Below are 22,929 nucleotides of genomic sequence, written 5' to 3'. Positions count from 1 at the left end.
ATGGCAACGAGAACCGGGAACCGCTGGGGCAGCCCGATCGTCTATCTCGCCGCTCTGCTGCTGATCGGGGTGATGCTCGGACCGGTCGTCTACATCATCGTCGGCGGGTTCCGGACCAACTCGCAGATCACCGTCGACCCGGCCGGCTGGCCGGACCCGTGGCAGATCGGCAACTACCTCGACGTGCTGCGCAGCGACACCTTCTGGCGGCAGGTCGGCAACTCGACGATCGTGGCCGTCGCCACGACCGCCGGGGTCGTCGCGCTCGGCGTCATGGCCAGTTTCGTGCTGGCCCAGTACACGTTCCGGGGCCGCGGGGCGATGTACGCGCTGTTCGCCGCCGGCCTGATGTTCCCGGCGACGGTCGCCATCACGCCGCTCTACATCTTGATCAAGGACCTCGGGCTGGTGAACACCCTGCCCGGCATCATCCTCCCGCAGATCGCCTTCGGGCTGCCCACGACGGTGATCATCCTGGTGCCGTTCCTGCGGGCGATCCCCAAGGACATCGAGGAGGCCACCGCCATCGACGGCTGCAGCCGGCTGGGCTTCTTCTGGCGGATGGTCCTGCCGCTGTCGGTGCCGGGCCTGATCACCGTCGCGATCCTCGCGTTCATCGGCAGCTGGAACAGCTACCTGCTGCCGCTGTTCGTGCTGAACAACCAGGAGTCGTTCACCCTGCCGCTGGGCGTGCAGGCCTTCTCGTCGCAGTACTCGGTCGACACCGCGAAGGTGCTCGCGTTCACATCGTTGTCGATGATCCCGGCCCTGGTGTTCTTCAGCCTCTTCGAACGTCGCATCGTCGGCGGGCTCACCGGCGCCGTCAAAGGATGACCCGTCAAGTCCCTGTCGAAACATCATACGTGTTACCTATTGAAACATGATACGTATGCCCTTACGTTGCGTGTTGATGAACGGCCCGTCAGCACGTTGACCCGACAGAGGACACCGACATGGGTGAAACAGCTATCTCGCGGCGGCCTCGCCGCCTATCCGGAGCCGTGCGTGGCGCCGGGATCCTGGCCGTCGCCTTGACCATGGCCGCCTGCAACGGTGGTGGCGGCACCGGTGACAACCCGTCCGGTTCGTACGGCTTCCCGCAGGTGGCTCAGGACGACAAGGCCGAGATCACGGTCTGGGTGGACGCCGATCGTGCCGGCGCGGTGGAGGCCTTCAAGAAGGCCAACCCTGCCGTGCCGGTCAAGGTGGTCAGCTACGACGGGTCCGCCAACGGGTCCAACTCGTTCCGGACGAAGATGCAGCTGTTCGACCGGGCCGGCAGCGGCTGGCCCGACGTGGTGTTCTCGACCCAGAACAACGACGCGGCCTGGGCGAGCCAGAAGACCGGCGGCAAGCAGGCGTTCGCGGCCGTACTCGGTGGCGGTCTCGTTCCGAAGGCCACGCTCGACGGCTTCACCCCGGGTTCGCTGAACCCTTGCACCGTCGAGGGCAAGGTGTACTGCCTGCGTAACGACCTGGCCCAGGCGGTGCTCTGGTACAACAAGACCCTGCTCGACAGGTTCGGCTACGCCGTTCCGGCGACCTGGCAGGACTACCAGGCACTCGGCGAGAAGGTGGCGCGGGAGCACCCGGGCTACATCGTCGGGACGGTGGGCGACGCCTGGACCCCGGAGGTGTACTTCTGGGCCAGCAAGTGCCAGGCCAACGGAATCACCGGACCCAAATCGGTCACGGTCAGCACCGGCAGCACCGAGTGCAAGCGCGCCGCGACGATGCTGGACACCCTGATCAAGAACGGCACCACACCCAACATCAGCGTCTTCACGCCCGAGTTCGTCAAGAAGTACGCCGGCAAGGTCCTCCTCATGCCCGGTCCGGCCTGGTACGCGGGCGCCATCTTCAACAACCCTCAGTCGCTGAACGTCCCCAAGGGCCAGCTCGGCGTCGCGGCGCCGCCCGCGTGGCAGGGCGAGACCGCCGTGACCGGCAACGTGGGCGGCGGCACCTGGTTCATCAGCAGCCATTCCAAGAACCTCAAGGCCGCGGCCACGTTCGCCGAGTTCGTCACGACCGCCGACGACTACCAGGTCAACGTCGCGCCGGGCTATCCGGCCTTCGCGGCGGCCGGTGACAAGTGGATCAAGAAGCAGGAGTCGAGCGGCTACTACGCCACCGACCTCCGGCCGGTCGTCAAGGCGGGCACGGAGATCTGGGACGGCTGGGGATCCGGGATCTTCAGCCAGGAGGCGATCTGGGCGAAGACGATGACCCCCGCGATCGCCGGCGGCAAGAGCCTGGTCGACCTGCTTCCCGAGTGGGAGACCGCGATCAAGAACCAGGCCCAGGTGAACGGCTACACGGTCAAGTGACAGCAGTGGACACGGCGCTCCGGCCGGCGGCGACGCCACGCCGCCGGCCGGGCCGCGCGAGCGACGAGCGCTCGCGAAACCCGATGAGCTACGCCTTCATCGCGCTCTACGCGGTGCTGACCGTGGCGTTCGGCATCCTGCCCGCTCTGTACGCGCTCTATCTGGCCTTCACCGACGCCGAGGGCGGGTTCGCGGGCGTCGGCAACTTCACCAAGGTCGTCGGCGACTTCCGGTTCATGCCCGCCGTCGGTCACGTCGCGCTGTACCTGGCGATCTGGCTGGTCGCGCTGGTCGTGCTGGTCACCCTGCTGGCCATCGTCGTGCACGCCGTCGCGGTGCGCTGGGTCAGCAGTACGCTGCGGCTGATCTTCTACCTCCCCGGCGCGCTGGCCGGCGCGTCCAGCGTCCTGCTCTGGCTGTTCGTGCTCGACCCGGCCGCCGGCCCGATCGGTGGTTTGTTGCACCTGCTCGGCTTCGACAGCTTCGTCGAGGTCATCGTGCCGGCGAACCTGCCGCCGATCTTCGCCGTCATCGCGTTCTGGACCGGCGCCGGCGGCTGGATCGTGATCATGTACGGCGCGCTCAACAACATCTCCGCCGACGTGATCGAGGCGGCGCGCATGGACGGCGCCGGCCGGATCCAGATCGCCTGGCGGATCCAGCTGCCGCTGCTGCGCAAGTGGATCTCCTACATGGGCATCATGTCCCTCGCCGCCGGCACCCAGCTGTTCGTCGAGCCACAACTGCTGTCCCAGGCCAGCAACGCGATCGTGCCCAACGACTACTCGCTCAACCAGCTCGCCTACCAGTACGCGTTCCAGCAGAACGACTTCAACGGCGCTGCCGCGATCTCGTTGCTGCTGCTGGCCATCGCCCTCGCGCTCTCGGCCGTGTTCGTGCTGCGCGGCGGCTTGTTCGAGAAGGACTGAGCCATGCCGACAACGCGTGCCGGCCGACCGGCCGGTGTCACCGGCCGGAGCGGCCGTGCGATCGGCACGGCCGTCGTCGCGATCTTCGTGCTGTTCTTCCTCATCCCGATGGCCTGGCTGCTGCTGGCCACGACGAAGTCCGCACGCGGCCTGACCGTCGGCAGCCCGTTCACCCCCGGCACCCTCGGCGATCTGGGCCGGAACTGGGAGCAGCTCTTCGCGTTCCAGGACGGGGCGGTCACCCTGTGGGTGGGCAACTCCGCCTTGTACGCGGCCGGCGCTCTGGTCATCACCGTCATCGCCAGCATCCCGGCGGGCTACGCCATGGCGCTCACCCGGTTCCGGTTCCGGCGCCTGCTGCTGGTCATCACCCTGATCGTGATGCTGATCCCGAACACCGCGCTGGTTCTGCCGATCTTCCTGGAGCTGAACTCGGTGGGCCTGATCGGCAGTCCCCTGTCGGTGATCCTGCCCATGTCGTTCTTCCCGTTCGGCGTCTACCTCACCTACATCTACTTCTCCACGAGCATTCCGCGCGACCTGCTCTCCGCCGCCCGCATCGACGGCTGCACCGAGCTCCAGGTGTTCACCAGGGTGGCTCTGCCGCTGGCCGCGCCGATCGTGGCGCTGGTGGCGTTCTTCAGCTTCGTGCAGAGCTGGAACAACTTCTTCCTGCCCTTCGTGATGCTCCCGTCCAGTGACGGATACCCGATCCAGGTCGGGCTCACCTCGTTGCTGGCGTCGACGCCGGCGTTCAACCCCAGCTCGGCCGGGTCGGAGTCCGTCCAGCTGCCGACGCTCGCGCTGGCCACCGTCATCTCGGTGCTGCCCGTGCTGATCGTCTTCCTTTTCTCGCAGCGTTTCCTGGTGGCCGGCATGACGGCCGGCGGCACCAAGGAGTGAGGCGCGCACCCGCACCGAGGAGCAAGAGTGAAGATCACCGGATACCGCAGCCTCATCACCGGGCACGACTGGGGCAGGCGGATCGGCGATGCCAACGGGGTGATGCCGCGGCCGCTCACCGACGTGCACGTGCTGATCGTCGAGACCGACACCGGCCTCGAGGGTGTCGGCGTCGGCCCGCACGGCGACATCGACCGCGTCTTCGCCGTCGTGCGGGGCCAGGACCCCCGAGGCGTGACAGCGCTCTACGACCGGATGCTCGCGGGCGTCTTCAAGACCGGGCACGCCGGGGCGACCTTCGGCGCAATCGGCGCTATCGACATGGCCCTCTGGGACCTCAAGGCGAAGGCCGCGGCCGAACCGCTGTGGCGCACGCTCGGCGCGCTGGACCGGTTCGTGCCCGGCTATGCCTCCGGTCTGGACATGGCGCTCGACGACGATGCGCTCGTGGCCCTGTACACGGAGTTCGCCGATCGGGGCTTCGCCGCGGGCAAGCTGAAAGGTGGCCGGGACCTCGAGCACGACCTGCGCCGGCTGGAGGCGATCCGCGATGTCCTCGGGCGCAACTCGAGGCGACCCGCTCTCATGTTCGATGCCAACGAGTCCTGGAACCGGTCGCAGGCGGTGCGGTACGTGACCGCGCTCGAGCGCACGGTCGATCTGACCTGGATCGAGGAGCCGGTCCGCCGATGGGACGCCGCCGGACTCGCCTCGGTGCGCCGCGGCATCCGCGCCGCGGTCGCCACCGGCGAGAACCTCACCGGCCTCGAACAGTACCGGCCGCTGCTGGACGCCGACGCGGTGGACATCGTCCAGGTGGGCAACGTCTGGGGCATCACCCACTTCCTCCGGGTGGCGGCCCTGGCACACGGCCATGACCTGCCGGTCAGCCCGGTGGCCTATCACGCCAACCCGCTCGCCCACGCCGCCGCGGCGGTCCCCAACCATCTGGCCTTCGAGGTTCAGGGCCTGACTCCCCCGATCGGCCTGGCCGTGGACCAGGAGTACGAGGACGGCGGCATCGTCCTCGGCGACGAGCCGGGTATCGGCATCCGGGTCGACGAGAAGCACATCAGCGCCGTCCGCGCCGCCGATCCGCCCGCCGCGGTCGAGGGCCCACACGTTCGTCCCGGCCGGGCGGGCCTGCGCCTGACACCGGACTCACCGAGGGAGCGTCTCTAGGTCGTGGGTGGCGCCTGGAACCGGCGCCGCTGCCAGGAACCGATGATGTGGTCGCGCATCGCCTGTTCCGCGGCGGCGACGTCCTGCCGGGAGATGGCACCGACGACGGCGGCGTGCTCCTCGAGGGTGGAACGGAAGGCGTCCTCGTACCCGATTCCGTGGAACCTGCTGCTCTCCTGAGCGCGGAGATACAACCGTTTGGCGATGTTCTCCGCGAGGCGGTTGCGGGACAGCTCCATCACCGTGAGGTGGAAGACCACATCCGCCTGGCGGAAGGAATCACTCTCGTGTTGCATCTCGCGCATCACTTCCAGCGCGTGCTCGATGCGAACGAGTTCCTCCGGCGTGCGACCGGCCGCCACCGTCCCGGCCATGGCGGACTCCAGGTGCCCGCGGACGACGGTCAGCTCGTCGAGCACACCCGACGACTCGTCGTTGTCGATGAGCGCGGAGATCACCACCGGGTCCAGCATGTTCCACGAGCCGGACCGCGCCACCTGGGTTCCCCGTCCCTGGGTGACGATGACCAGGCCCTTCTCCTCCAGCCGCTTGGCCGACTCGCGGATCACCGTGCGGCTCACCCCGAAGTGCTCACTGAGCGGCCCCTCCGGCGGCAGCAGCGCGCCCTCGAGAAGCTGCCCGGTGACGATCAGCTCGGCCAGCTCGGCCACGACGGCCACACTCAGACGCTCGGCGCGACGGCGCGGAGGCAGCTTGAACGCGTCGGATGGAGCCGTCATGACTGGTACCTTAGCCACCGCGGTCAGTCGTTGAGCTGGGCGCGCTCGATCTCGGCCAGCGCCGCCGTCAGGTAAGCCGTCACCCGCTTGTCGGCGACCTCGTCGCCGCCGGAAAGATCGCCGGGAAGATCGCCGGGCACGCCGCCAGAAACACGGCCGGGTACATCACCGATCAGGTCGGCCAGCAGCAGCGCCGCGTGGCGGGCCTGAGACTCCGGGGACGGCAGCGGCTCGCCGTCGTCCTCCCAGACGCCGAGCGCGCCGGCCAGCAGCACCAGCAGCACGTGCGGGTCCACCTCGGGGTGCCACACCGCCGCCGACCGGGCGCAGCGCTGGAGCACCGTCCGCACATCGTCGCCGTCCACCCCGTCGGGGTGGGTGTCCTCCAGCACGACCCGGATGGCCGTCCCGAGGATCAGTCCCACCTGCGCCGGGTCGAGGGCCGCGAGCCCGGCGGCGGCCTCGGTCAGCGCAGAGGAGTCGCGGTGGCGCGCCGCCGCCACCCCGGCGAGGGCAGCGGCGGCGATCGGACGGGCCGGCGCGGGCAGATGCCGCCAGTTCTGCGTCATGCGGAAACCCTAACGACTGTCCTGACCCTCGTCCGGATCCCTCAGCGAACTGATCATGCTCCGCAGGACGGTGTACGCGGCCGCCTGCTCGGCCCCGGTCATCCCGCCCAGCATTCTGACCTCGACGGATCGGACCGCGGCAGACGCCTTCGCCAGGCTTCGCCGGCCGCGTGGCGTGAGCCTCGTCGGCAAAGCCTTTCCCACGGGCGCCTGCGCCGGCCTGATCACGTACCCGTCTCGTTCCAGGGTCTGAAGCAGCACGTTCATCGACTGCCTCGTCACGAACGCGCCCCGCGCGAGCTCGGAGTTCGACAAACCGGGGCGCTGCGCCAGCAGTTCGAGGCAGGAGTAGTGCGTCACCGTCATCCCCAGCGGCCGCAGCACCGCCTCCATAGCCGCCCGGAGGGCGCTCGAGGCCTCTTTCAGCAGGTAGCCGAGTGAAGTCTCGAGGTCGACGCCCGCGTCGTCTTGACTCATGTCAGGATTCTGACATAGCTTGGTGCATGTCAGCAAACTGACATGACAGCAGAAGGAGCATCATGCCCGTCACCGGCCCCGACTTCATTTCCCTGCAGGCTCGCGACCTCGAGGCGTCGCAGGCGTTCTACGAGCGGTACCTCGGCCTCGTCCGCTCTCCGGCGGGACCTCCGCACGCGGTCGTCTTCGAGACCAAGCCGATCGCGTTCGCTCTCCGTGACATCGTTCCGGGCACCGATCTCGCGTCCGTCGTTCAGCCCGGCATCGGTGCGGCGATCTGGCTCCACGCCACCGACGTCCAGGACATTCACGATGCCCTGGTCGCCGATGGCCACACCATCGTCTCGGCGCCGATCGACGGGCCCTTCGGCCGGACGTTCACCTTCGCCGATCCCGACGGCTACCAGGTCACGCTCCACGACCGGAGCTAGGTGGTGTGTCAAACCCGCGCCTGGACGGGTTTGACGCACCACCTAGGTCGTCCGGCGGGCCTCGGCGACGCGGCGGCCGGCCTCCGACTCAGGAAAGCGGTCGAGCATGGCTCGAATCTCACCGGCGTCGGTGTTCGCGCCGAAGATCTCGGTGCCGGGCTGCAGGCGTACGCCCTCGGAGAGAGGCCCGGCCACCACCGGGTCGAAGCCGAACGCGGAGATCAGCCCGGCAACCACCTCGACGTCCGCGGGGTCGTCGCCGGCCAGGGCGATCGCCTTGCGATCGGGCCCACCCGCCTCCAGGTCGTGGTAGCCCATGTGGTTGAAGGCCTTCACGACCCGCGACTCCGGCAGGAAACGCTGCACGATCTCGCTGGAGGACGTACGCGGGTCGGTGAGGTCCTCGCGGATCCCGTCGATCTCCCACCAGTAGTTCATCGCGTCCACGACCAGCTTGCCGCGCAGCTGCTCGACCGGGACGCGTCGGTGCTTGCCGAGCGGCAGCGCGAGCACCACGATGTCGGCCCGCGCGGCCGCCTCGGCGCCGGTGACCGCCTTCGCGCCCGGCACCAGGACCTCGACGATCAGCGCGATCTTCTGTGGATCCCCGGAGCCGGCGATCAGCACGTCGTAGCCGGCCGCGACCGCGAGCCGGGCCAGGACGGTGCCGACCTTGCCGGCGCCGAGGATGCCGAGGGTGGCCATCGCGTCAGCCCGCCAGGATGTCGCGGACCATCGGGATCACCTTCGAGCCGTACAGTTCGACCGCGCGCGTGCGGGCGCTGATCGGCTGCGGGCCGACGGTGTAGATCAGGTCGAAGCGGCCGACGTCCAGCGCCTTGACCGAGGCGGCGATCCGGCGGGCCACCGTCTCCGGCGAGCCGACGTAGAGCGAGCCGTCCGCGACCTCGTTGTTGAAGGCGATGCGGCTCATCGGCGGCCAGCCGCGCAGTTTGCCGATCCGGTCCATCTGCTCCTTGTACGCCGGCCAGAAGATCTCCTTGGCCTGCTCGTCGGTGTCCGCCACGAAGCCCGGCGAGTGCATGCCGACCGGGAAGGCCTGCGTGTTGAGCTGCTCAGTCGCCCGCTGGTAGAGGTCGACGTACGGGGCGAAGCGCGCGGCCTGCCCGCCGATGATGGCCAGCATGAGCCGCAGCCCGTGCTGGGCGGTGCGCACGACCGACTGTGGGGAGCCGCCGACGCCGACCCAGGTGGTCAGCCGGCCGGACTCGGTCTTGGGGAACACCTCGATGTCGTCCAGCGCCGCGCGGGTGGTGCCGCTCCAGGTGACCGGCTTCTCGTCGAGCAGCTTCACGAACAGGTCGAGTTTCTCCTCGAAGAGCACGTCGTAGTCGCTCAGGTCGTACCCGAAAAGGGGGAACGACTCGGTGAACGACCCTCGCCCGAGGATCGCCTCGGCCCGCCCGTTCGAGATGGCGTCGACCGTGGCGAAACGCTGGAAGACCCGCACCGGGTCGTCGGAGCTCAGCACGGTCACGCCCGAGGCCAGCTTGATTCGCTGGGTACGCGCGGCGATGCCGGCCAGCACCGTCTCCGGGCTGGAGATCGAGTACTCCGGGCGGTGGTGCTCGCCCAGCGCGATCCCGTCGACGCCGGTCTGGTCGGCGAGGACCGCCTCCTCGATGACCTGCCGGATGGCGGCGGCCTGCGAGACGGGCTCGCCCGAGTCGCCCAGCGGCACGTCGCCGAACGTGTCGAGACCCATCACGAGGTTGCTCATGGTCCTGCCCTTCCAGTAGATGACACATCAACTATCACATGATGTAATTGACACGTCAAACACCGAGGGAGGCACGCTTATGCCCGGGACGCGACGGCTACCCACCCGCCACGAGCTGGCCATGTGGCGGGAGTTCATCGAGGCGACGGAGTTGCTGCGTACGGCGGTCGCGACCCGCCTGCAGGACGACGCCGGGCTCTCCATGGGCGACTACACCGTGCTGCTGGCGCTCACCGAGGCCCCCGAGCGACGGTACCGCTCGTCCGACCTGGCCACGGCCGTCGGCTGGGAGCGCAGCCGCCTCTCCCACCACCTGGGCCGCATGGAACGCCGCGGGCTGATCCGCCGCGAACACTGCACGGCCGACAGCCGGGGCTCCGAGATCGTCCTGGAACCGGCCGGTGACCAGGCCTTCCACGCGGCGACGGCACCGCATCTGCGGGCCATCCGCGAGCTGTTCGTAAGCGCTCTCACCCCCGAGCAGGTCGCCGCGGCCGGCGAGGTGGCCGCCGCCCTGCGCCGCCACCTGGGCTGAACGCCTCAGTTCCGCCCCGATCCGGCCGATCGTTCGAGGTGCCGGAACGGCAGCGGATTCGGTCGGTGGAGGCACGATGCGGTCACAACGACCAAGGCGCTCGCCGCGGGCGATGGCCGTCACGTTCGGCCTGATCCTGGCCCTGCTGTCCGGTTTGGCGGTGCTGGGCAGCTGGCGTCAATCGGCCCTCGTGCGGCAGCTCACCGCCGACGCCGACAAGATCGACGCCTACCAGGAGGCCATCTATCTCTCCCAGCGGGAGATGGAGATGGTGCAGGCGGTGCTGAACGATCCCAACGGGGCGGAGCGCGACGAGCTGCTGACCCTGCACGACCGGACCCGTACGTCGATCGAGCGGCTGGCCGCGACGGTCGCCGACGAGCACCGCGGGCCGGCCGAGGTGATCGCGCGACGGGAGGCCGATCTGGAGCCGATCATCCGGACCTACATCGCGCAGATCTCCCGCAACGACCTGGACGCCGCCTACGACACCCTCGAGGAGGACATCGAGCTGAACCAGGACGCCATCGCGGCCAACCTGCGGATCATCGTCACCGCCGAGTCCACCGAGTACCAGCAGGCCCGGACGGCCGCGGAGAACGACTCCCGGACCCTGTTGTGGGGCACCGTCGCCATCTTCCTGCTCGGCCTGGCCGTGCTCACGCTGTACGGCCTGTCGGCACGCGCGCACCGGCGCCAGATCGATCACCTGGCCGCCACCGACACCCTGACCGGGCTGCCCAACCGCGCGGCGTTCGTCGCCGCGGTCGGCGCCGCCCAGGATCGGCGGGAGGAGTCCCCGACTGTGGTGGCCGTCAACCTCGACGGGTTCCGCGACGTCAACGACCGGTTCGGCCATCGGGTCGGCGACCTGCTGCTGATCGAGGCCGGCCGGCGCATCGCCGCCTCGGTGCGCGAGGAGGACATCGTCAGCCGGCTCGGCGGGGACGACTTCGCGATCCTGCTCGCGGACGCGGTGCCCGGCCTCGACGAGACCCTGGCGACCCGCTTGCACGAGCTGTTCCTGACGCCGTTCGCCCTCGGCGACGTCAGCGTCGACCTCGAGGTCAGCATCGGTTCGGCGGTCGCCCAGCCCGAGCAGGACCCCTCGGCGGTGCTGGTCCACGCCGACCTCGCCCTGCACGACGCCAAGCAGAACCGGTCCGGCTTCCGCCGCTTCGACCCGGCCGAGATCCAGGGGTACGCCGCCCGGCTGACCATGCTGGGCGACCTGCGCCGCGCCTTGGAGCACGGCGACCAGCTGGCCCTGCACTATCAGCCGAAGTACGCCCTGGGCGGCACGGCCATGACCGGGGTCGAGGCCCTGGCCCGCTGGACCCATCCGACCCGGGGAGCCGTGTCGCCGAACGAGTTCGTCCCCGTCCTGGAGACGACCAGCCTGATCCACGAGTTCACCTACTGGGCCTTGCGGACCGCGCTGCGCCAGGCCCGGGAGTGGCTCGACGCGGGACGTCCGCTTCCGGTTTCGGTCAACATCTCGACGCGTACGCTGCTCGACCCGGGGTTCCCCGACCGGGTGGCCGGCGAGCTGGTGTCCGCCGGGGTTCCGGGTCACCTGCTCTGCATCGAGATCACCGAGTACACGGTGATGAGCGACCCGGACACCGCCGTACGCGTGCTGCGCCGGATCCGGGAGCTCGGCGTGAAGACGTCGCTCGACGACTACGGCACCGGGTACTCCTCGATGGCGTATCTGAAGACGCTCCCGCTGGACGAGCTGAAGATCGACCGGGCCTTCGTCAGCGACATGATCGCCGACCCGGGCAGCCTGGCGCTGGTCGAGTCGGCCGTGACCCTCGGCCACAAGCTGGGCCTGACGGTCGTCGCGGAGGGCATCGAGGACGTCGCCACGGCCGACGCGCTCACCACGATCGGCTGCGACATCGCTCAGGGCTATCACTACGCCCGGCCGATGCCCGCCGACGAGGTGACCCGGCTGAGCGCGGCCCCCCTGGTCATGGACCGCGGAGCGTGAGGCCGCTACCATCGTCGGCGATGGTTACCTACTCGCAAGGAACGGGGGTCTCGTTCGTCTCAGGTGAGCGCTGATGCGTTCCTGGACGAGCTCGGAGACCCGGCTTCTGTGCTGGCGGCGCGTGCGTGAGTTCGCCGTTCCGCCCTCGATGGTCGAGACCGCCACCGCCCGCCGCGAGGCAGGCGACTGGGCCGGCGCGTGTGCCGCCGCACGGTTCGACGTCGATCTCGATCCGCGGGCCGTGGCCCGCGACCTCACCCCGCTCCTGCGTGACGACCTGCGTCATCTGGCGCCGGATCTGCTGCGCTGGCACTGGCCCCGGGTCGCGCCGGACGGCCTGCTCCGGCCCGGCCTGACCGTCGCGCTCGCGCGCTATCCGGGCGGGCTGCAGTTGGTGGCGCGGACCCCGCCGGGCTGGGCCGAGGCCGGTCAGCGGATCAGCCTCGCGCTGGCCCGCAGGTCCGATCCGCGGTACCGCCTCGACCTGCACCGCCACCTCTGGGATGCCCGGCGGGCGCCCGAGTTCCGGTCCCGGCCGGGCCTGGCCGAGCAGAGCGACGAGGACCGCTGGCGTGCCGAGGCCGAGCTCCTGCGGGAGCGCCACGTGGTCGTGCGCGGCCGCCGCCGGGCGTTCCTCGACCTCGACGGCTGCGGCCGGGAACCGACGCGGGTCGCCTATCTGCCTTACGCCGCCACGTGGCTACCGCCCGATGTGGAGCTACTGCGGGCCGGGATGATCGATCCCGGACGGCTGCATCCGTTGGTGGCCAACGCCTTGGCGCCCGGGGCCCGGATCGAACCCCCGGCCGGTGACGACGGGCCGATGCTGGTCGAGTGCCGGGGCGCCTCGCATCGGATCGGGCTGCGTAACGGCCGCCCGGTCCCCCTCGACCACGATCCGGACGACCTCCGCCGCGAGGAACTCCTGGTCGCGCTGGGTGGCCCGCCGATGCCCTGCCTGCGGGCCATCGACCGGGCGATCCGCCACCCCGACGACCTCCCGGAGATCCGGAACCGCCTCGATCACGGTGACACCGCCGGCGCCTTGGCGGCCGTCGAACGCCTGCTCGGACCGGACGTGCTCCTGCGCGACGGTCCGCTGCGGGACGAGCTCGCCGCGGCCGCCGAGCAGTGGATCGACCATGGCCTCTTCCGCGCCGGCCTCGCCCGGCACTGCCCGCCCGGATCGGATCGCGCCGTCATGCGCGGCCGCCCGCGGCAAGCCTTCACTCGCTGACTTCCTTCGACCTCCCAGGTGATGACATGACTGTGACCGCTGCTGCCCGATTGCTGGATCTGCTGACCACTGTGGACACCGAGGACCGCCCCGACCCGCAGCTCGAAGCCCTGGCCCTGGCCGTGCAGGCCGACCTGCCGGTGCTGCTCTGGGGCGAGCCCGGGATCGGCAAGACCGCCGCCATCGGCCACCTCGCCGAGTCGCTCGACCTGCCGCTGACCACGGTGATCGCGAGCGTCCACGAGCCCTCCGACTTCTCCGGCCTGCCCGTGGTGGGTGACGATCCGGCCGTCCAGGGCGTGCCGATGGCCCCGCCGGACTGGGCGGTCCGCCTGGCCGAGACCGGCCGGGGGCTGCTGTTCCTGGACGAGTTGTCGACGGCCCCGCCCGCCGTGCAGGCCGCCCTGCTGCGCCTGGTGCTGGAACGCCGGGTGGGCGCGCTGCGGCTTCCTCCGGGCGTACGCATCGTGGCCGCGGCCAACCCGCGCGGCTCCGCGGCCGACGGCTGGGAGCTCAGCGCACCCCTGGCCAACCGTTTCGTGCATCTACAGTGGACATTCGACCCCGATGTCGTCGTACGCGGACTCGCCGGCACCTGGCCCCGGGCCACGCTCCCCCACCTCGACCCGGCGAACCTGACCGATGCGGTGGCCTTCGCCCGGCGCGCGGTGTGCGGCCTGCTCACCACCCGGCCGGCGCTGGTGCACAAGCTGCCCTCCGGCGAGGCCCGCCGCGGCAGCGCGTGGCCGTCCCCGCGCACCTGGGACATGACCCTGCGCCTGGTCGCGTTCGCCACCGCCGCCGGCACCTCCCGCGAGGTGCTGTCGATGCTGGTCCGGGGCACGGTCGGCGACGGGCCCGGCCTGGAACTGCTGGCCTCGATGGAGCGCCTCGACCTGCCCGATCCCGAGGCGCTGCTGGCCGATCCGGCCAGCCCGCTCCCCGAGCGCGGCGATCTGCGGCAGGCCGCGCTGGACGGGGTGGTCGAGGCGGTCCGCAAGGCGCCGACCGAGCCACGCTGGGACGCGGCGTGGGCGGTGCTCGTCCACGCGCTCGACACCGGCGCGCCCGACCTGGTCGTCGCGCCGGCTGCCACGCTCGCGGCCCTGCGCCGGGACGACTGGGCGGTGCCCGCGGCCATCGAGCGGCTGGCCGGCGCCATCGCCCTCGCCGAGCGGGCCGCCTGATGGACCTCGGAAAGCTCTACACGGCCCGGCTGCACGCCGTGAACAAACGGCCGTACCTGGCGACCGCCTTGTTCGCACTGAACCTGGTGCCGTCGAAGCGGGTACCGACGATGGCCGTCGACCGGCACTGGCGGTGCTACGTGTCACCGTCCTTCGTGGACCGGACGGCGATCACCGATCTGGCCGGCGTACTCGTGCATGAGGTCTCTCATCTCCTGCGAGACCACCACGGGCGCAGTGAGCGGGTCGCGCGCCGCAAGGACCTCACCGGGAACGGCGATCAGCTGCGGATGAACATCGCCGCCGATCTGGAGATCAACGACGACGTGTACGGCCATGGGCTGCCCACGCCGGAGGGCGCGATCACGCCGAAGCGGCTGCGGCTGGAGCCCGACCGGCTGATGGAGGAGTACCTCACGCAGTTCCGGCTGGGCCGGCTCACCGACGAGTGGGCCTGGCTGGACTGCGGCAGCGGCGCCGACGGCCTCGCGCGCGAATGGGACCTGGGTGCGGACGGCGCGCACGGGCTGAGCGATCAGGAGCGGGACGCGGTCCGGTTCCGGGTGGCGCAGGGACTGATCGGGCATCCCGGCGACGTGCCCCGGGGCTGGAAGCGCTGGGCCGACGAAGCGTTCCATCCGCCACAGCCCTGGCGGGACCTGCTCGGCGCGGCGGTGCGGGCGGCGGCCGGATCCGGGACGGGCGAGGACTATTCGTACGGCCGCCCGGCCCGCCGCTCGGCCGCCCTGCCCGGCGTGGTCCTGCCCAGCCTGCGCCGCCGCCCGCCGCGGGTCTGCGTGGTGATCGACACCTCCGGCTCGGTGAGCGACGCGGAACTCGGCGGCGCGCTGCTGGAGGTGGCGGCCATCTCCCGGGCGGTCGGCGGCCGGCGCGACCTGGTCTCGGTGCTGTCCTGCGACGCGGCGGCCGGGGTCGCGTACCCGCTCTGCCGCGCCGAGGACATCCCGCTGATCGGTGGCGGCGGCACCGACCTGCGTGCGGGCTTCGCGCGGGCGCTGCGCTCACGGCCCCGGCCGGACGTGGTGGTCGCCCTGACCGACGGGCAGACGCCCTGGCCGTCGTCGCGGCCGCCCTGCCGCACCGTGGTCGGCCTGTTTCCCCGCCCGGTGTCGAAACACGGCTGGGATGAGCCGCCACCGGACTGGGCGCGGGTCGTCAGAATCGGGTGACACAGGTCACTTGTGGGGGCGTATGCGCAGCAAGAGGCCCGTTTTGATTCGCTAGCCTCGGCCGTCGTTCGGCGAGATGTCGTACCTCCGATCTAGGGTCCGAGGAGGTAAACGAGAGTTCAGTTGGCGACGACGGGAGTCCCGCTGGTGACCACGCTCGACCAAGGCGAGCTCGCGCGCGAGTTACGCACCGAGGAGGAAGTGGCGGCGCACATCCGCGCCATCTGCTTCAAGACAGGCCCACCGACGTTGATGGGCGCCGAGCTCGAGTGGACCGTCCACCCCACGGCGGCACCCGAGGCGCCCCTCGACCCGGACCATCTGCGTCACGTCCTCGGCCGGTACGCCCCGGCCACCTTCCGACCAGGCCATACCCCAGATCCCCTGCCCTCCGGCGGCACTCTCACACTGGAGCCGGGCGGGCAGCTCGAGATCTCCTCGGCACCGGCCTCCGCCACCGCCGCGCTGCACGCGGCCGTGACCGCCGACCTCGCCCATCTCACCGCCCTGCTCGACTCCGGCGGCCTGCGTCTGGGCGAACACGGCATCGACCCCTACCGACCGCCTCGCCGCCTGCTCGACACGCCCCGCTATCGAGCCATGGAGCGGGCCTTCGACGCACACGGCCCGCACGGCCGCGTCATGATGGGCAGCACCGCCGGGCTGCAGGTCTGCCTGGACGCGGGCACCCCCGCCGAGCTCGGGGTCCGCTGGGCCGCGGCGAACGCGCTCGGCCCTCCGCTGGTCGCCCTGTTCGCCAACTCCACCCGGCACGCGGGGCGCGACACCGGGGTGGCCTCGGCCCGCATGGCGACCTGGTGGGACATGGACCCGCGCCTGACCCACCCGCCGCTCGATCCACCCGACGACCCCTCCGGCGCCTGGGCTCGCTATGCGCTGGCCGCTCCCCTGGTCTGCGTCCGCCGCGACGACGGCCGCTGGGATCCGCCGCCCGGCGTGACCCTGGCCGACTGGGTCGCCGGCGCGGTTACCCAACCACTCACCACGGCCGACGTCGACTACCACCTGACCACGCTGTTCCCGCCGGTGCGCCCACACGGCTACCTGGAGATCCGCTACCTCGACGCCCAGCCCGGCGACGAGTGGATCGCCCCGGTCGCGATGGTCACCGCCCTGTTCGGCGATCACCGGACCACCGAGCGGGCGCTGGAGCTCGCGCAACCGGTCGCCGGGCGCTGGCTGGAGGCGTACCGCTGCGGTCTGGCCGACCCGGCGCTCGCCCGCACCGCCGCGGCCCTGACCGAGCTGGCCGCCGACCGGCTCGACCTGCCCGCCGACCTCGGCACCCACGTCATCGACACCATCCACCGGCGTCTGCGCCGCGCCGGCGTCACCGAGGAGCAGTGATGGCCACCGAGACCGAAACCCTGCGCCCCGCCGACCTCACCCAGGAGCAGTGATGGCCACCGAGACCGAAACCCTGCGCAGCCTGGTCGCCACCGAGCTGGAGCGGGCCCGCGACCGCACCGTCCTGCTCACCGAGGCCGTCGACGAGGACGACCTGGTGCGGCAGCACTCCCCGCTGATGTCCCCGCTGGTGTGGGACCTGGCCCACGTCGGCAACCAGGAGGAGCTCTGGCTGGTCCGCGACGTCGGCGGGCGCGAGCCGGTGCGCCGCGACATCGACGAGCTGTACGACGCCTTCAAGCATCCGCGCGGCGACCGGCCCCAGCTGCCGCTGCTCGGGCCGGCCGAGGCACGCCGTTACGTGGCGACCGTGCGGGACAAGGTGCTCGACGTCCTCGACCACACGCGACTCGACGGGACGCCGCTGGTCGAGCGGGCGTTCGCGTTCGGCATGATCGTCCAGCACGAGCAGCAGCACGACGAGACCATGCTCGCCACGCACCAGTTACGCACCGGCGCGCCCGTTCTCCAGGCGCCGCCTCCGCCCGGCTCGACGACGCCGGTCACCGGCGACGTGCTGATCCCGGCCGGGCCGTTCACGATGGGCACCACCACCGAGCCCTGGGCGCTGGACAACGAGCGCCCGGCCCACCAGGTCGACGTGCCGGCCTACTTCATCGACCGGGCGCCGGTCACCAACGAGCAGTACGCCGCCTTCCTCGACGCCGGCGGCTACGACGATGAACGCTGGTGGAGCACTGCGGGGTGGCGGCATCGGCGGTCGGCCGGGCTGAGCGCGCCGCAGCACTGGCAGCGGGACGGCGACGGGTGGGCGTACACCCGATTCGGCCGCACCTCGCGGATCGTCCCGGACGAGCCGGTGGTGCACGTCTGCTTCTACGAGGCCGAGGCCTACGCGGCGTGGGCCGGGAAGCGGCTGCCGACCGAGGCCGAGTGGGAGAAGGCCGCCCGCTTCGACCCGGCGACCGGCCGGTCCCGGCGCTTTCCCTGGGGTGACGAGCCGCCGACCGCCGACCAGGCCAACCTCGGGCAGCGGCATCTGCGACCCGCGGCCGTGGGCGCGTACCCGGCGGGCGCCTCGCCGAGCGGGGTGCACCAGCTCATCGGCGACGTCTGGGAGTGGACGTCCAGCGACTTCCACGGCTACCCCGGGTTCGCCGCGTTCCCCTACCGGGAGTACTCGGAGGTCTTCTTCGGATCCGACTACAAGGTGCTGCGCGGCGGCTCGTTCGGGACCGACGCGGCCGCCTGCCGGGGCACGTTCCGCAACTGGGACTACCCGATCCGCCGGCAGATCTTCAGCGGGTTCCGCTGCGCGCGGGACGCCTGATGTGCCGCCACCTGGCCTACCTCGGCCCGCCCGTACCCCTGGGGAAATTGCTCTTCGATCCTCCGCACTCGCTGGTCAAGCAGTCGTGGGCGCCGCAGGACATGCGCGGCGGCGGCACCGTCAACGCCGACGGGTTCGGGATCGGGTGGTACACGCCGGACGGTCCGGTGCGGTACCGGCGGGGCACGCCGATCTGGAGCGACACCACGCTGCCCGGGCTGACGGCGGCGCTGAGCTCGACGGCGGTGCTCGCGGCCGTCCGCAGCGCGACCGCCGGCATGCCGGTCACCGAGTCCGCGGCCGCGCCCTTCGGTGAGGGGCCCTGGCTGTTCAGCCACAACGGGGTCGTCACCGGGTGGCCCGGCTCGGTGGCGAAACTGGCGTCCACGACGGCGATCGACGGTCTGCTCGTCCTCGAGGCGCCCACCGACGCGGCCCTGCTCTGGGTGTTCGTCCGCGACCGCCTCAGGTCCGGCGCCACCCCGGGCGACGCGCTCGCCTCGGTCGTGGCCGAGGTCGAACGAGCCGCGCCGGGCTCCCGCCTCAACCTGCTGCTCACCGACGGCGAGACGATCGCCGCCACCACCGTCGGTCACTCGCTGTCGGTCCGGCGGCGGGCGGCCGCGCCCGGCGGCGAGCCACCCCTCGCCTCCGGTCATCCGTCTTCGGCCCGCCGGGCGGCCGACGTCGTCGTGGCGTCCGAGCCGTTCGACGACGACCCCGGCTGGCAGCCCGTCCCCGACCGCACCCTGCTGGTCGCCACGGCCACCGCCCTCACGACGACAACCCTGGGAGAACCGTGAACGTGCACGCCATCGACGTCCACCTGGACGCCGACGAGCTCAGCCGCGCCCTGCGGACCGACGTGACCACCGGGCTCACCACCGACCCGAAATCCCTGCCGCCCAAGTGGTTCTACGACGCCCGCGGCAGCGAGCTCTTCGAGCAGATCACCGAGCTGCGCGAGTACTACCCGACCCGCACCGAACGGCAGATCCTCACCGACCGGGCCGCCGATATCGCCCGGCACACCCGGGCCACCTCGCTGCTCGAACTCGGCTCCGGCTACTCCACCAAGACCCGGCTGCTGCTGGACGCGCTGACCGCGACCGGCACCCTCGAGACGTTCGTACCGATGGACGTCTCACCCACCGCGCTGACCGCCGCCGCCGACCGGATCACGGCCGACTACCCCGGCCTGCGGGTGCACAACGTCGTCGGCGACATGACCCGTCACCTGAAACACCTGCCGACCGGCGGCGACCGGCTGATCGCGTTCCTCGGCGGCACGATCGGCAACCTGGTGCCGGCCGAGCGGGCCGCGTTCCTCGCCGACGTACGGGCGGTGCTCGAACCCGGCGAGCACCTGCTGCTCGGCACCGACCTGGTGAAGAGCCCGAGCGTCGTGGTCCCGGCCTACGACGACGCTTCCGGGGTGACCGCCGAGTTCAACCGCAACGTCCTGCGGGTCCTCAACAACAGCCTGGACGCCGACTTCGACCTCGAAGGCTTCGCCCACGTCGCCCTCTGGGATCCCGACCACGAGTGGATCGAGATGCGGCTGCGCGCCCGCTGGCCGATGCGCGTCACCATCCCCGGCGTCGACCTGGTCGTCGACTTCGCGGCCGGCGAGGAGGTCCGCACGGAGGTGTCCGCCAAGTTCCGCCGCGAGGGTGTCGAGCGGGAACTGGCCGAGGCCGGGTTCAGCCTCGACCACTGGTGGACCGACCCGGACGGGCTGTTCGCCCTGTCGCTGTCCACCGCCGTCCCGCAGGGCTGAGCATTCCCGCACGGCCGCCCAGAGCGTCCCCCGACGAGGAGGCATCGCGGCCTCGCCTCCTCGTCCCAGCGCCGAACCTAACCGGCCAGGCCGGCCTTCACGTTCCGGCTCAGGTCGTCGGCCAGGATTTCCGTCAGGCCCGCCGCGATGCCGTCCAGGGCCTGCCGGGCGACGAGCGCCGGGTCGGTCTTCTGGTCGGCCGGGGCGTGCGCGGCCATGTCGGTGTCCATGTAGCCGACGTGCAGGGCGGCGACCGCGATGCCGCGCGGGGCGAGCTCGTGGCGGACCGAGTCGGTCATCGCCCAGCCGGCCGCCTTGGCCGCCGAGTAACCGCCGGTGACGTCGAGGTGGAGCCAGGACAGTACGGACAACACGTTGAGAATGGCGCCGCCGCCGTTGGCCTCGATCGACGGGACGAACGCGCGGGTGACGCCGAGGGTTCCGAAGTAGTGCGTCTCCATCTCCTGCCGGATCAGGTCGAGGTCGCCGCCGATGAGCGGCTGGCGGAGCGAGATCCCGGCGTTGTTGATCAGCAGGGTGGTGTCCCCCGCCGTCTTGACGGCCCGCTCGATCGAGGCCGGGTCGGTGATGTCGAGCTGCAGGGGAATGGCGCCGGGCAGGTCGACCGAGGCCGGGTTGCGGGCGCCGGCGTACACCTTGGCGCCGCGTTCCAGCAGCTGAGTGGCGAAGTGGCGGCCCAGGCCGCGGTTGGCGCCGGTGACGACGGCTACCGAGTTCGTGATGTCCATGCCAAATAGATTATGACCGTCATCTAAGCTGCGCAAGGTAATAGATGACACATGCCATCTATACTCGGATCCATGGGACGGGTGTCGCAGGCGCAGGCGCAGGAGAACCGGAAGCGGATCGTCGAGACGGCGGCCCGCCTGTTTCGCGAGCAGGGGATCGACGGGGTCAGCGTGGCCGACGTGATGGCCGAGGTGGGGCTGACCCACGGCGGGTTCTACAAGCACTTCGCCTCGAAGGACGCGCTGGTCACCGAGGCGGTCGGGCTCGCGTTCACCCAGGCCGGCGAGCGGATCACCTCGCTCGACCGGGACGCGTTCCTGGAGGCGTACCTCTCGCCCGAGCACCGCGACGCACCGGGCACCGGCTGCCCGACCGCCGGGTTCGGCGGCGACCTGGCCCGCGAGGATCCGGACAACGCCGCCATTCCGGCGTACGCGAAGGGGGTGGAGCTTTACGCCCGGCAGCTGGCCACCGACGGCGGCGAGGACCTGGTCGCGGTGAGCACCCTGGTCGGCGCGCTGCTGCTGGCCCGGGCCACGGCGGGCACCGAGCTCTCCGACCGCATCCTGGCCGAGGCCAGAGCGGCCCTTATGTAAAGTCCCCCGGATGGATTCTCCCGGATGGCTTCCGCTGGTGTCCGGCGGCCGGGTCGCGGTCGGCGGCGACAAGCTGCGGCACTGGGGCATCAGCGAGACCTGGCGGATCCGCTGGACCGGCGGCTCGACCACGATCGTCAAGCGCGGCGCCGGCGCGGAAGCACTCGCGCTCGACGTGTACGAGCAGGTGCTGATCCCCGGCCGGATCGCCGCGCCACGGCTCATCGCGGCGCATCGCGGAGACGGCTTCGTCGTCCTCGAGTTCGAGGACGTCGGCGCGCAGTCGTTGGCCCAGCGACCGTCCACGGACGGCTGGCTGGCCGCGGCACGGCTACTGGCCCGGCTCCGGAACGAAGCGCGAGGGCGGATGGACGCCGGAAGCCGGTTCCGGTTCTCGACGGCCGAGCTCACCGACACCTGGAGGCGGGCCGCCACGGCGCTCGCCGGGGTGCGGCCGGACCTCGCCGGCGCGCTGGACGGATGCGAGCCGTTGCTCGAGCCCCGGCCCACGCCCACAACTCCTCCGCGGCGCCGGCGTTGCCGTTGCGCACCGGTGAACGCTTCCAGGAGATCGAATACGCGAAGCCGGTCACCCCGGCGCCACCGGCCGGCGGGCTCGACGAGTACCGCTGCGTGATCCTCGACCCCCAGATCACCAAGCCGGCGTTCCTGACCGGCGTCCAGTTCACCCCGCAGAACGTCCCGATCGCCCACCACGCCATCACCAACGTGATCGCGCCCGAGCACGCGGCCGAGGTCCGGGCGATCGACGCCAAGACGCCGGAGGAGGGCTGGACCTGTTTCAGCTCGGCCGGAGTCGGTGACGCGACCTGGGTGGACACCTGGACACCCGGCGTGCAGGAAATCCCGCTCGACGGTGACCTCGGCTTTCCGCTGAAGCCGGGCAGCCTGATCGTGATGGAGACGCACTACAGCCTGCTCGGCACCGGCGGCAAGCCGGCCGGCAGTGACCAGTCCACCGTGCGGCTGCGCCTCACCGACGGAACGCCGCGGACCACGACCCTCGACACCTCGCCTCTGTTGGTGCCCATCGAGCTGCCCTGCGCGCCGGACGAGTCGGGTCCGCTGTGCGACCGGAGCGCCGCGGCCGCCGACGTCACGAAACGCTTCGGGGCGGAGTCCGGCGCGATGGAGGGAAACCTGCTCAAGATGTGCGGCTATGCCAAGCCCAAGCCTGGCAACACCCAGACCTGCGACACCCCGGTCCCGGGACCGATGACCGTGTACGCCGCCCGGGGGCACATGCACCTGCTCGGCAGGTCGGTCACGGTCGAGCTCAACCCGGGCAAGCCCGACGCCAGGCTGCTGCTCGACGTCCCGGCCTTCGACTTCGACAACCAGGCGCTGCAGGTGCTCCCCGAGCCGGTCAAAGTCAAGGCCGGAGACACTCTCCGGACCACGTGTACGCATGACGCCGGCCTCCGCAAGCGGTTGCCGCAGCTGAAGGCCCTGCCGCCGCGCTACGTGATCTGGGGTGAGGGCACCGCGGACGAGATGTGCCTCGGCATCCTGACCACGTCGGCCGGGTCATGAGCCGGTCGCCGGGCCGGATCCCGCTGCCGCTGCGAATGTTCCTCGGCTTCGCCTGTGACCAGGCGTGTGACCACCGCCGATCG

24 protein-coding genes are annotated in these 22,929 nt (G+C 71.0%); 18 read left to right on the top strand and 6 right to left on the bottom strand.

Going from position 1 to position 22,929, the window contains the following annotated elements; all coding sequences use genetic code 11:
• The 5 genes from QSK31_RS34000 (at position 1) to QSK31_RS33980 (ending at position 5,344) form a co-directional block, all read left to right on the top strand.
• Positions 1-834, top strand: coding sequence for a carbohydrate ABC transporter permease (locus QSK31_RS34000; RefSeq protein ID WP_285688702.1), 834 nt, complete (start codon positions 1-3; stop codon positions 832-834).
• A 119-nt stretch (positions 835-953) separates the two neighbouring features.
• A complete protein-coding gene (locus tag QSK31_RS33995; protein WP_285688701.1) occupies positions 954-2,330 on the top strand; it encodes an ABC transporter substrate-binding protein in 1,377 nt (458 codons plus the stop codon).
• 5 nt (positions 2,331-2,335) lie between these two features.
• Positions 2,336-3,259, top strand: coding sequence for a carbohydrate ABC transporter permease (locus QSK31_RS33990; RefSeq protein WP_285688700.1), 924 nt, complete (start codon positions 2,336-2,338; stop codon positions 3,257-3,259).
• Positions 3,260-3,262: 3 nt separating this feature from the next.
• Positions 3,263-4,162 (top strand): carbohydrate ABC transporter permease, encoded by a 900-nt coding sequence (locus tag QSK31_RS33985; RefSeq protein WP_285688699.1) that lies wholly within the window; start codon positions 3,263-3,265, stop codon positions 4,160-4,162.
• 27 nt (positions 4,163-4,189) lie between these two features.
• The gene (locus QSK31_RS33980) at positions 4,190-5,344 is read left to right on the top strand and encodes a mandelate racemase/muconate lactonizing enzyme family protein (protein ID WP_285688698.1); all 1,155 of its coding nucleotides are present in this window, start codon (positions 4,190-4,192) and stop codon (positions 5,342-5,344) included.
• Here QSK31_RS33980 and QSK31_RS33975 read toward each other — a convergent pair.
• Genes QSK31_RS33975 through QSK31_RS33965 form a run of 3 tightly spaced genes read right to left on the bottom strand, consistent with a single transcriptional unit; the run spans position 5,341 to position 7,130 of the window.
• Entirely contained in the window at positions 5,341-6,084 is a 744-nt protein-coding gene (locus QSK31_RS33975; protein ID WP_285688697.1) for a FadR/GntR family transcriptional regulator, read from the bottom strand. The genes QSK31_RS33980 and QSK31_RS33975 overlap by 4 nt on opposite strands.
• A 23-nt stretch (positions 6,085-6,107) precedes the next feature.
• Positions 6,108-6,653 carry a hypothetical protein gene (locus QSK31_RS33970; RefSeq protein WP_285688696.1) on the bottom strand — a complete coding sequence of 182 codons (546 nt, stop codon included), beginning with the start codon at positions 6,651-6,653 and terminating at the stop codon, positions 6,108-6,110.
• Between the two features lie 9 nt (positions 6,654-6,662).
• Positions 6,663-7,130, bottom strand: coding sequence for a MarR family winged helix-turn-helix transcriptional regulator (locus QSK31_RS33965; RefSeq protein ID WP_285688695.1), 468 nt, complete (start codon positions 7,128-7,130; stop codon positions 6,663-6,665).
• A 62-nt stretch (positions 7,131-7,192) separates the two neighbouring features.
• Here QSK31_RS33965 and QSK31_RS33960 point away from each other — a divergent pair, with 62 nt between their 5' ends.
• Positions 7,193-7,561 carry a VOC family protein gene (locus QSK31_RS33960; protein WP_285688694.1) on the top strand — a complete coding sequence of 123 codons (369 nt, stop codon included), beginning with the start codon at positions 7,193-7,195 and terminating at the stop codon, positions 7,559-7,561.
• 42 nt (positions 7,562-7,603) lie between these two features.
• Here the strand turns inward: QSK31_RS33960 and QSK31_RS33955 are convergent, their stop codons facing one another.
• Together QSK31_RS33955 and QSK31_RS33950 are read right to left on the bottom strand one after the other, a co-directional pair.
• A complete protein-coding gene (locus tag QSK31_RS33955) occupies positions 7,604-8,266 on the bottom strand; it encodes an NADPH-dependent F420 reductase (protein ID WP_285688693.1) in 663 nt (220 codons plus the stop codon).
• Between the two features lie 4 nt (positions 8,267-8,270).
• On the bottom strand, positions 8,271-9,302 hold the full coding sequence (locus tag QSK31_RS33950) for an LLM class flavin-dependent oxidoreductase (protein WP_285688692.1): 1,032 nt from the start codon (positions 9,300-9,302) through the stop codon (positions 8,271-8,273).
• Between the two features lie 79 nt (positions 9,303-9,381).
• Between QSK31_RS33950 and QSK31_RS33945 the strand changes: the two genes are divergently transcribed.
• The 9 genes from QSK31_RS33945 to egtD all read left to right on the top strand — a co-directional run bounded on the left by QSK31_RS33945 (position 9,382) and on the right by egtD (position 19,946).
• The gene (locus QSK31_RS33945) at positions 9,382-9,837 is read left to right on the top strand and encodes a MarR family winged helix-turn-helix transcriptional regulator (RefSeq protein ID WP_285688691.1); all 456 of its coding nucleotides are present in this window, start codon (positions 9,382-9,384) and stop codon (positions 9,835-9,837) included.
• 76 nt (positions 9,838-9,913) lie between these two features.
• Positions 9,914-11,833: a putative bifunctional diguanylate cyclase/phosphodiesterase gene (locus QSK31_RS33940; protein WP_285688690.1), complete on the top strand. Its 1,920-nt coding sequence runs from the start codon at positions 9,914-9,916 to the stop codon at positions 11,831-11,833.
• Positions 11,834-11,906: 73 nt separating this feature from the next.
• Entirely contained in the window at positions 11,907-13,070 is a 1,164-nt protein-coding gene (locus QSK31_RS33935; RefSeq protein WP_285688689.1) for a hypothetical protein, read from the top strand.
• A gap of 26 nt (positions 13,071-13,096) precedes the next feature.
• The gene (locus QSK31_RS33930; RefSeq protein WP_285688688.1) at positions 13,097-14,257 is read left to right on the top strand and encodes an AAA family ATPase; all 1,161 of its coding nucleotides are present in this window, start codon (positions 13,097-13,099) and stop codon (positions 14,255-14,257) included.
• A complete protein-coding gene (locus QSK31_RS33925; protein WP_285688686.1) occupies positions 14,257-15,447 on the top strand; it encodes a vWA domain-containing protein in 1,191 nt (396 codons plus the stop codon). Before QSK31_RS33930 ends, QSK31_RS33925 begins: the two co-directional genes overlap by 1 nt.
• A gap of 123 nt (positions 15,448-15,570) precedes the next feature.
• On the top strand, positions 15,571-16,815 hold the full coding sequence (gene egtA / locus QSK31_RS33920) for an ergothioneine biosynthesis glutamate--cysteine ligase EgtA (RefSeq protein ID WP_285688685.1): 1,245 nt from the start codon (positions 15,571-15,573) through the stop codon (positions 16,813-16,815).
• A gap of 52 nt (positions 16,816-16,867) precedes the next feature.
• Positions 16,868-18,166, top strand: a complete 1,299-nt coding sequence (gene egtB / locus QSK31_RS33915; RefSeq protein ID WP_285688684.1) for an ergothioneine biosynthesis protein EgtB — start codon at positions 16,868-16,870, stop codon at positions 18,164-18,166.
• Positions 18,166-18,969, top strand: a complete 804-nt coding sequence (gene egtC, locus QSK31_RS33910; RefSeq protein ID WP_285688683.1) for an ergothioneine biosynthesis protein EgtC — start codon at positions 18,166-18,168, stop codon at positions 18,967-18,969. The genes egtB and egtC overlap by 1 nt, the downstream gene beginning before the upstream one ends.
• Entirely contained in the window at positions 18,966-19,946 is a 981-nt protein-coding gene (egtD, locus tag QSK31_RS33905; RefSeq protein ID WP_285688682.1) for an L-histidine N(alpha)-methyltransferase, read from the top strand. Before egtC ends, egtD begins: the two co-directional genes overlap by 4 nt.
• A 77-nt stretch (positions 19,947-20,023) precedes the next feature.
• On the opposite strand, the gene QSK31_RS33900 is transcribed toward egtD, so the two are convergent.
• Positions 20,024-20,695 carry an SDR family oxidoreductase gene (locus QSK31_RS33900; protein ID WP_285688681.1) on the bottom strand — a complete coding sequence of 224 codons (672 nt, stop codon included), beginning with the start codon at positions 20,693-20,695 and terminating at the stop codon, positions 20,024-20,026.
• A gap of 72 nt (positions 20,696-20,767) precedes the next feature.
• Here QSK31_RS33900 and QSK31_RS33895 point away from each other — a divergent pair, with 72 nt between their 5' ends.
• Genes QSK31_RS33895 through QSK31_RS33885 form a run of 3 tightly spaced genes read left to right on the top strand, consistent with a single transcriptional unit; the run spans position 20,768 to position 22,846 of the window.
• A complete protein-coding gene (locus QSK31_RS33895) occupies positions 20,768-21,292 on the top strand; it encodes a TetR/AcrR family transcriptional regulator (RefSeq protein WP_285688680.1) in 525 nt (174 codons plus the stop codon).
• Positions 21,293-21,302: 10 nt separating this feature from the next.
• On the top strand, positions 21,303-21,929 hold the full coding sequence (locus QSK31_RS33890) for a hypothetical protein (protein WP_285688678.1): 627 nt from the start codon (positions 21,303-21,305) through the stop codon (positions 21,927-21,929).
• Positions 21,830-22,846 carry a monooxygenase gene (locus tag QSK31_RS33885; protein ID WP_285688677.1) on the top strand — a complete coding sequence of 339 codons (1,017 nt, stop codon included), beginning with the start codon at positions 21,830-21,832 and terminating at the stop codon, positions 22,844-22,846. Before QSK31_RS33890 ends, QSK31_RS33885 begins: the two co-directional genes overlap by 100 nt.
• Positions 22,847-22,929: the final 83 nt, after the last annotated feature.

The organism is Actinoplanes sp. NBRC 103695 (assembly GCF_030269485.1).
Taxonomy (GTDB): Bacteria; Actinomycetota; Actinomycetes; order Mycobacteriales; family Micromonosporaceae; genus Actinoplanes.
Note: the sequence above shows the minus strand (reverse complement) of the source record. Positions and strands in the feature narration are given on the sequence as shown.

Coding starts and splice junctions, on each gene's coding strand:
- QSK31_RS34000 (WP_285688702.1), top strand. CDS start 1: ATGGCAACGAGAACCGGGAACCGCTGGGGCAGCCCGATCGTCTATCTC.
- QSK31_RS33995 (WP_285688701.1), top strand. CDS start 954: ATGGGTGAAACAGCTATCTCGCGGCGGCCTCGCCGCCTATCCGGAGCC.
- QSK31_RS33985 (WP_285688699.1), top strand. CDS start 3,263: ATGCCGACAACGCGTGCCGGCCGACCGGCCGGTGTCACCGGCCGGAGC.
- QSK31_RS33975 (WP_285688697.1), bottom strand. CDS start 6,084: ATGACGGCTCCATCCGACGCGTTCAAGCTGCCTCCGCGCCGTCGCGCC.
- QSK31_RS33970 (WP_285688696.1), bottom strand. CDS start 6,653: ATGACGCAGAACTGGCGGCATCTGCCCGCGCCGGCCCGTCCGATCGCC.
- QSK31_RS33965 (WP_285688695.1), bottom strand. CDS start 7,130: ATGAGTCAAGACGACGCGGGCGTCGACCTCGAGACTTCACTCGGCTAC.
- QSK31_RS33960 (WP_285688694.1), top strand. CDS start 7,193: ATGCCCGTCACCGGCCCCGACTTCATTTCCCTGCAGGCTCGCGACCTC.
- QSK31_RS33955 (WP_285688693.1), bottom strand. CDS start 8,266: ATGGCCACCCTCGGCATCCTCGGCGCCGGCAAGGTCGGCACCGTCCTG.
- QSK31_RS33950 (WP_285688692.1), bottom strand. CDS start 9,302: ATGAGCAACCTCGTGATGGGTCTCGACACGTTCGGCGACGTGCCGCTG.
- QSK31_RS33945 (WP_285688691.1), top strand. CDS start 9,382: ATGCCCGGGACGCGACGGCTACCCACCCGCCACGAGCTGGCCATGTGG.
- QSK31_RS33940 (WP_285688690.1), top strand. CDS start 9,914: ATGCGGTCACAACGACCAAGGCGCTCGCCGCGGGCGATGGCCGTCACG.
- QSK31_RS33935 (WP_285688689.1), top strand. CDS start 11,907: ATGCGTTCCTGGACGAGCTCGGAGACCCGGCTTCTGTGCTGGCGGCGC.
- QSK31_RS33930 (WP_285688688.1), top strand. CDS start 13,097: ATGACTGTGACCGCTGCTGCCCGATTGCTGGATCTGCTGACCACTGTG.
- QSK31_RS33925 (WP_285688686.1), top strand. CDS start 14,257: ATGGACCTCGGAAAGCTCTACACGGCCCGGCTGCACGCCGTGAACAAA.
- egtB (WP_285688684.1), top strand. CDS start 16,868: ATGGCCACCGAGACCGAAACCCTGCGCAGCCTGGTCGCCACCGAGCTG.
- egtC (WP_285688683.1), top strand. CDS start 18,166: ATGTGCCGCCACCTGGCCTACCTCGGCCCGCCCGTACCCCTGGGGAAA.
- QSK31_RS33900 (WP_285688681.1), bottom strand. CDS start 20,695: ATGGACATCACGAACTCGGTAGCCGTCGTCACCGGCGCCAACCGCGGC.
- QSK31_RS33895 (WP_285688680.1), top strand. CDS start 20,768: ATGGGACGGGTGTCGCAGGCGCAGGCGCAGGAGAACCGGAAGCGGATC.
- QSK31_RS33890 (WP_285688678.1), top strand. CDS start 21,303: ATGGATTCTCCCGGATGGCTTCCGCTGGTGTCCGGCGGCCGGGTCGCG.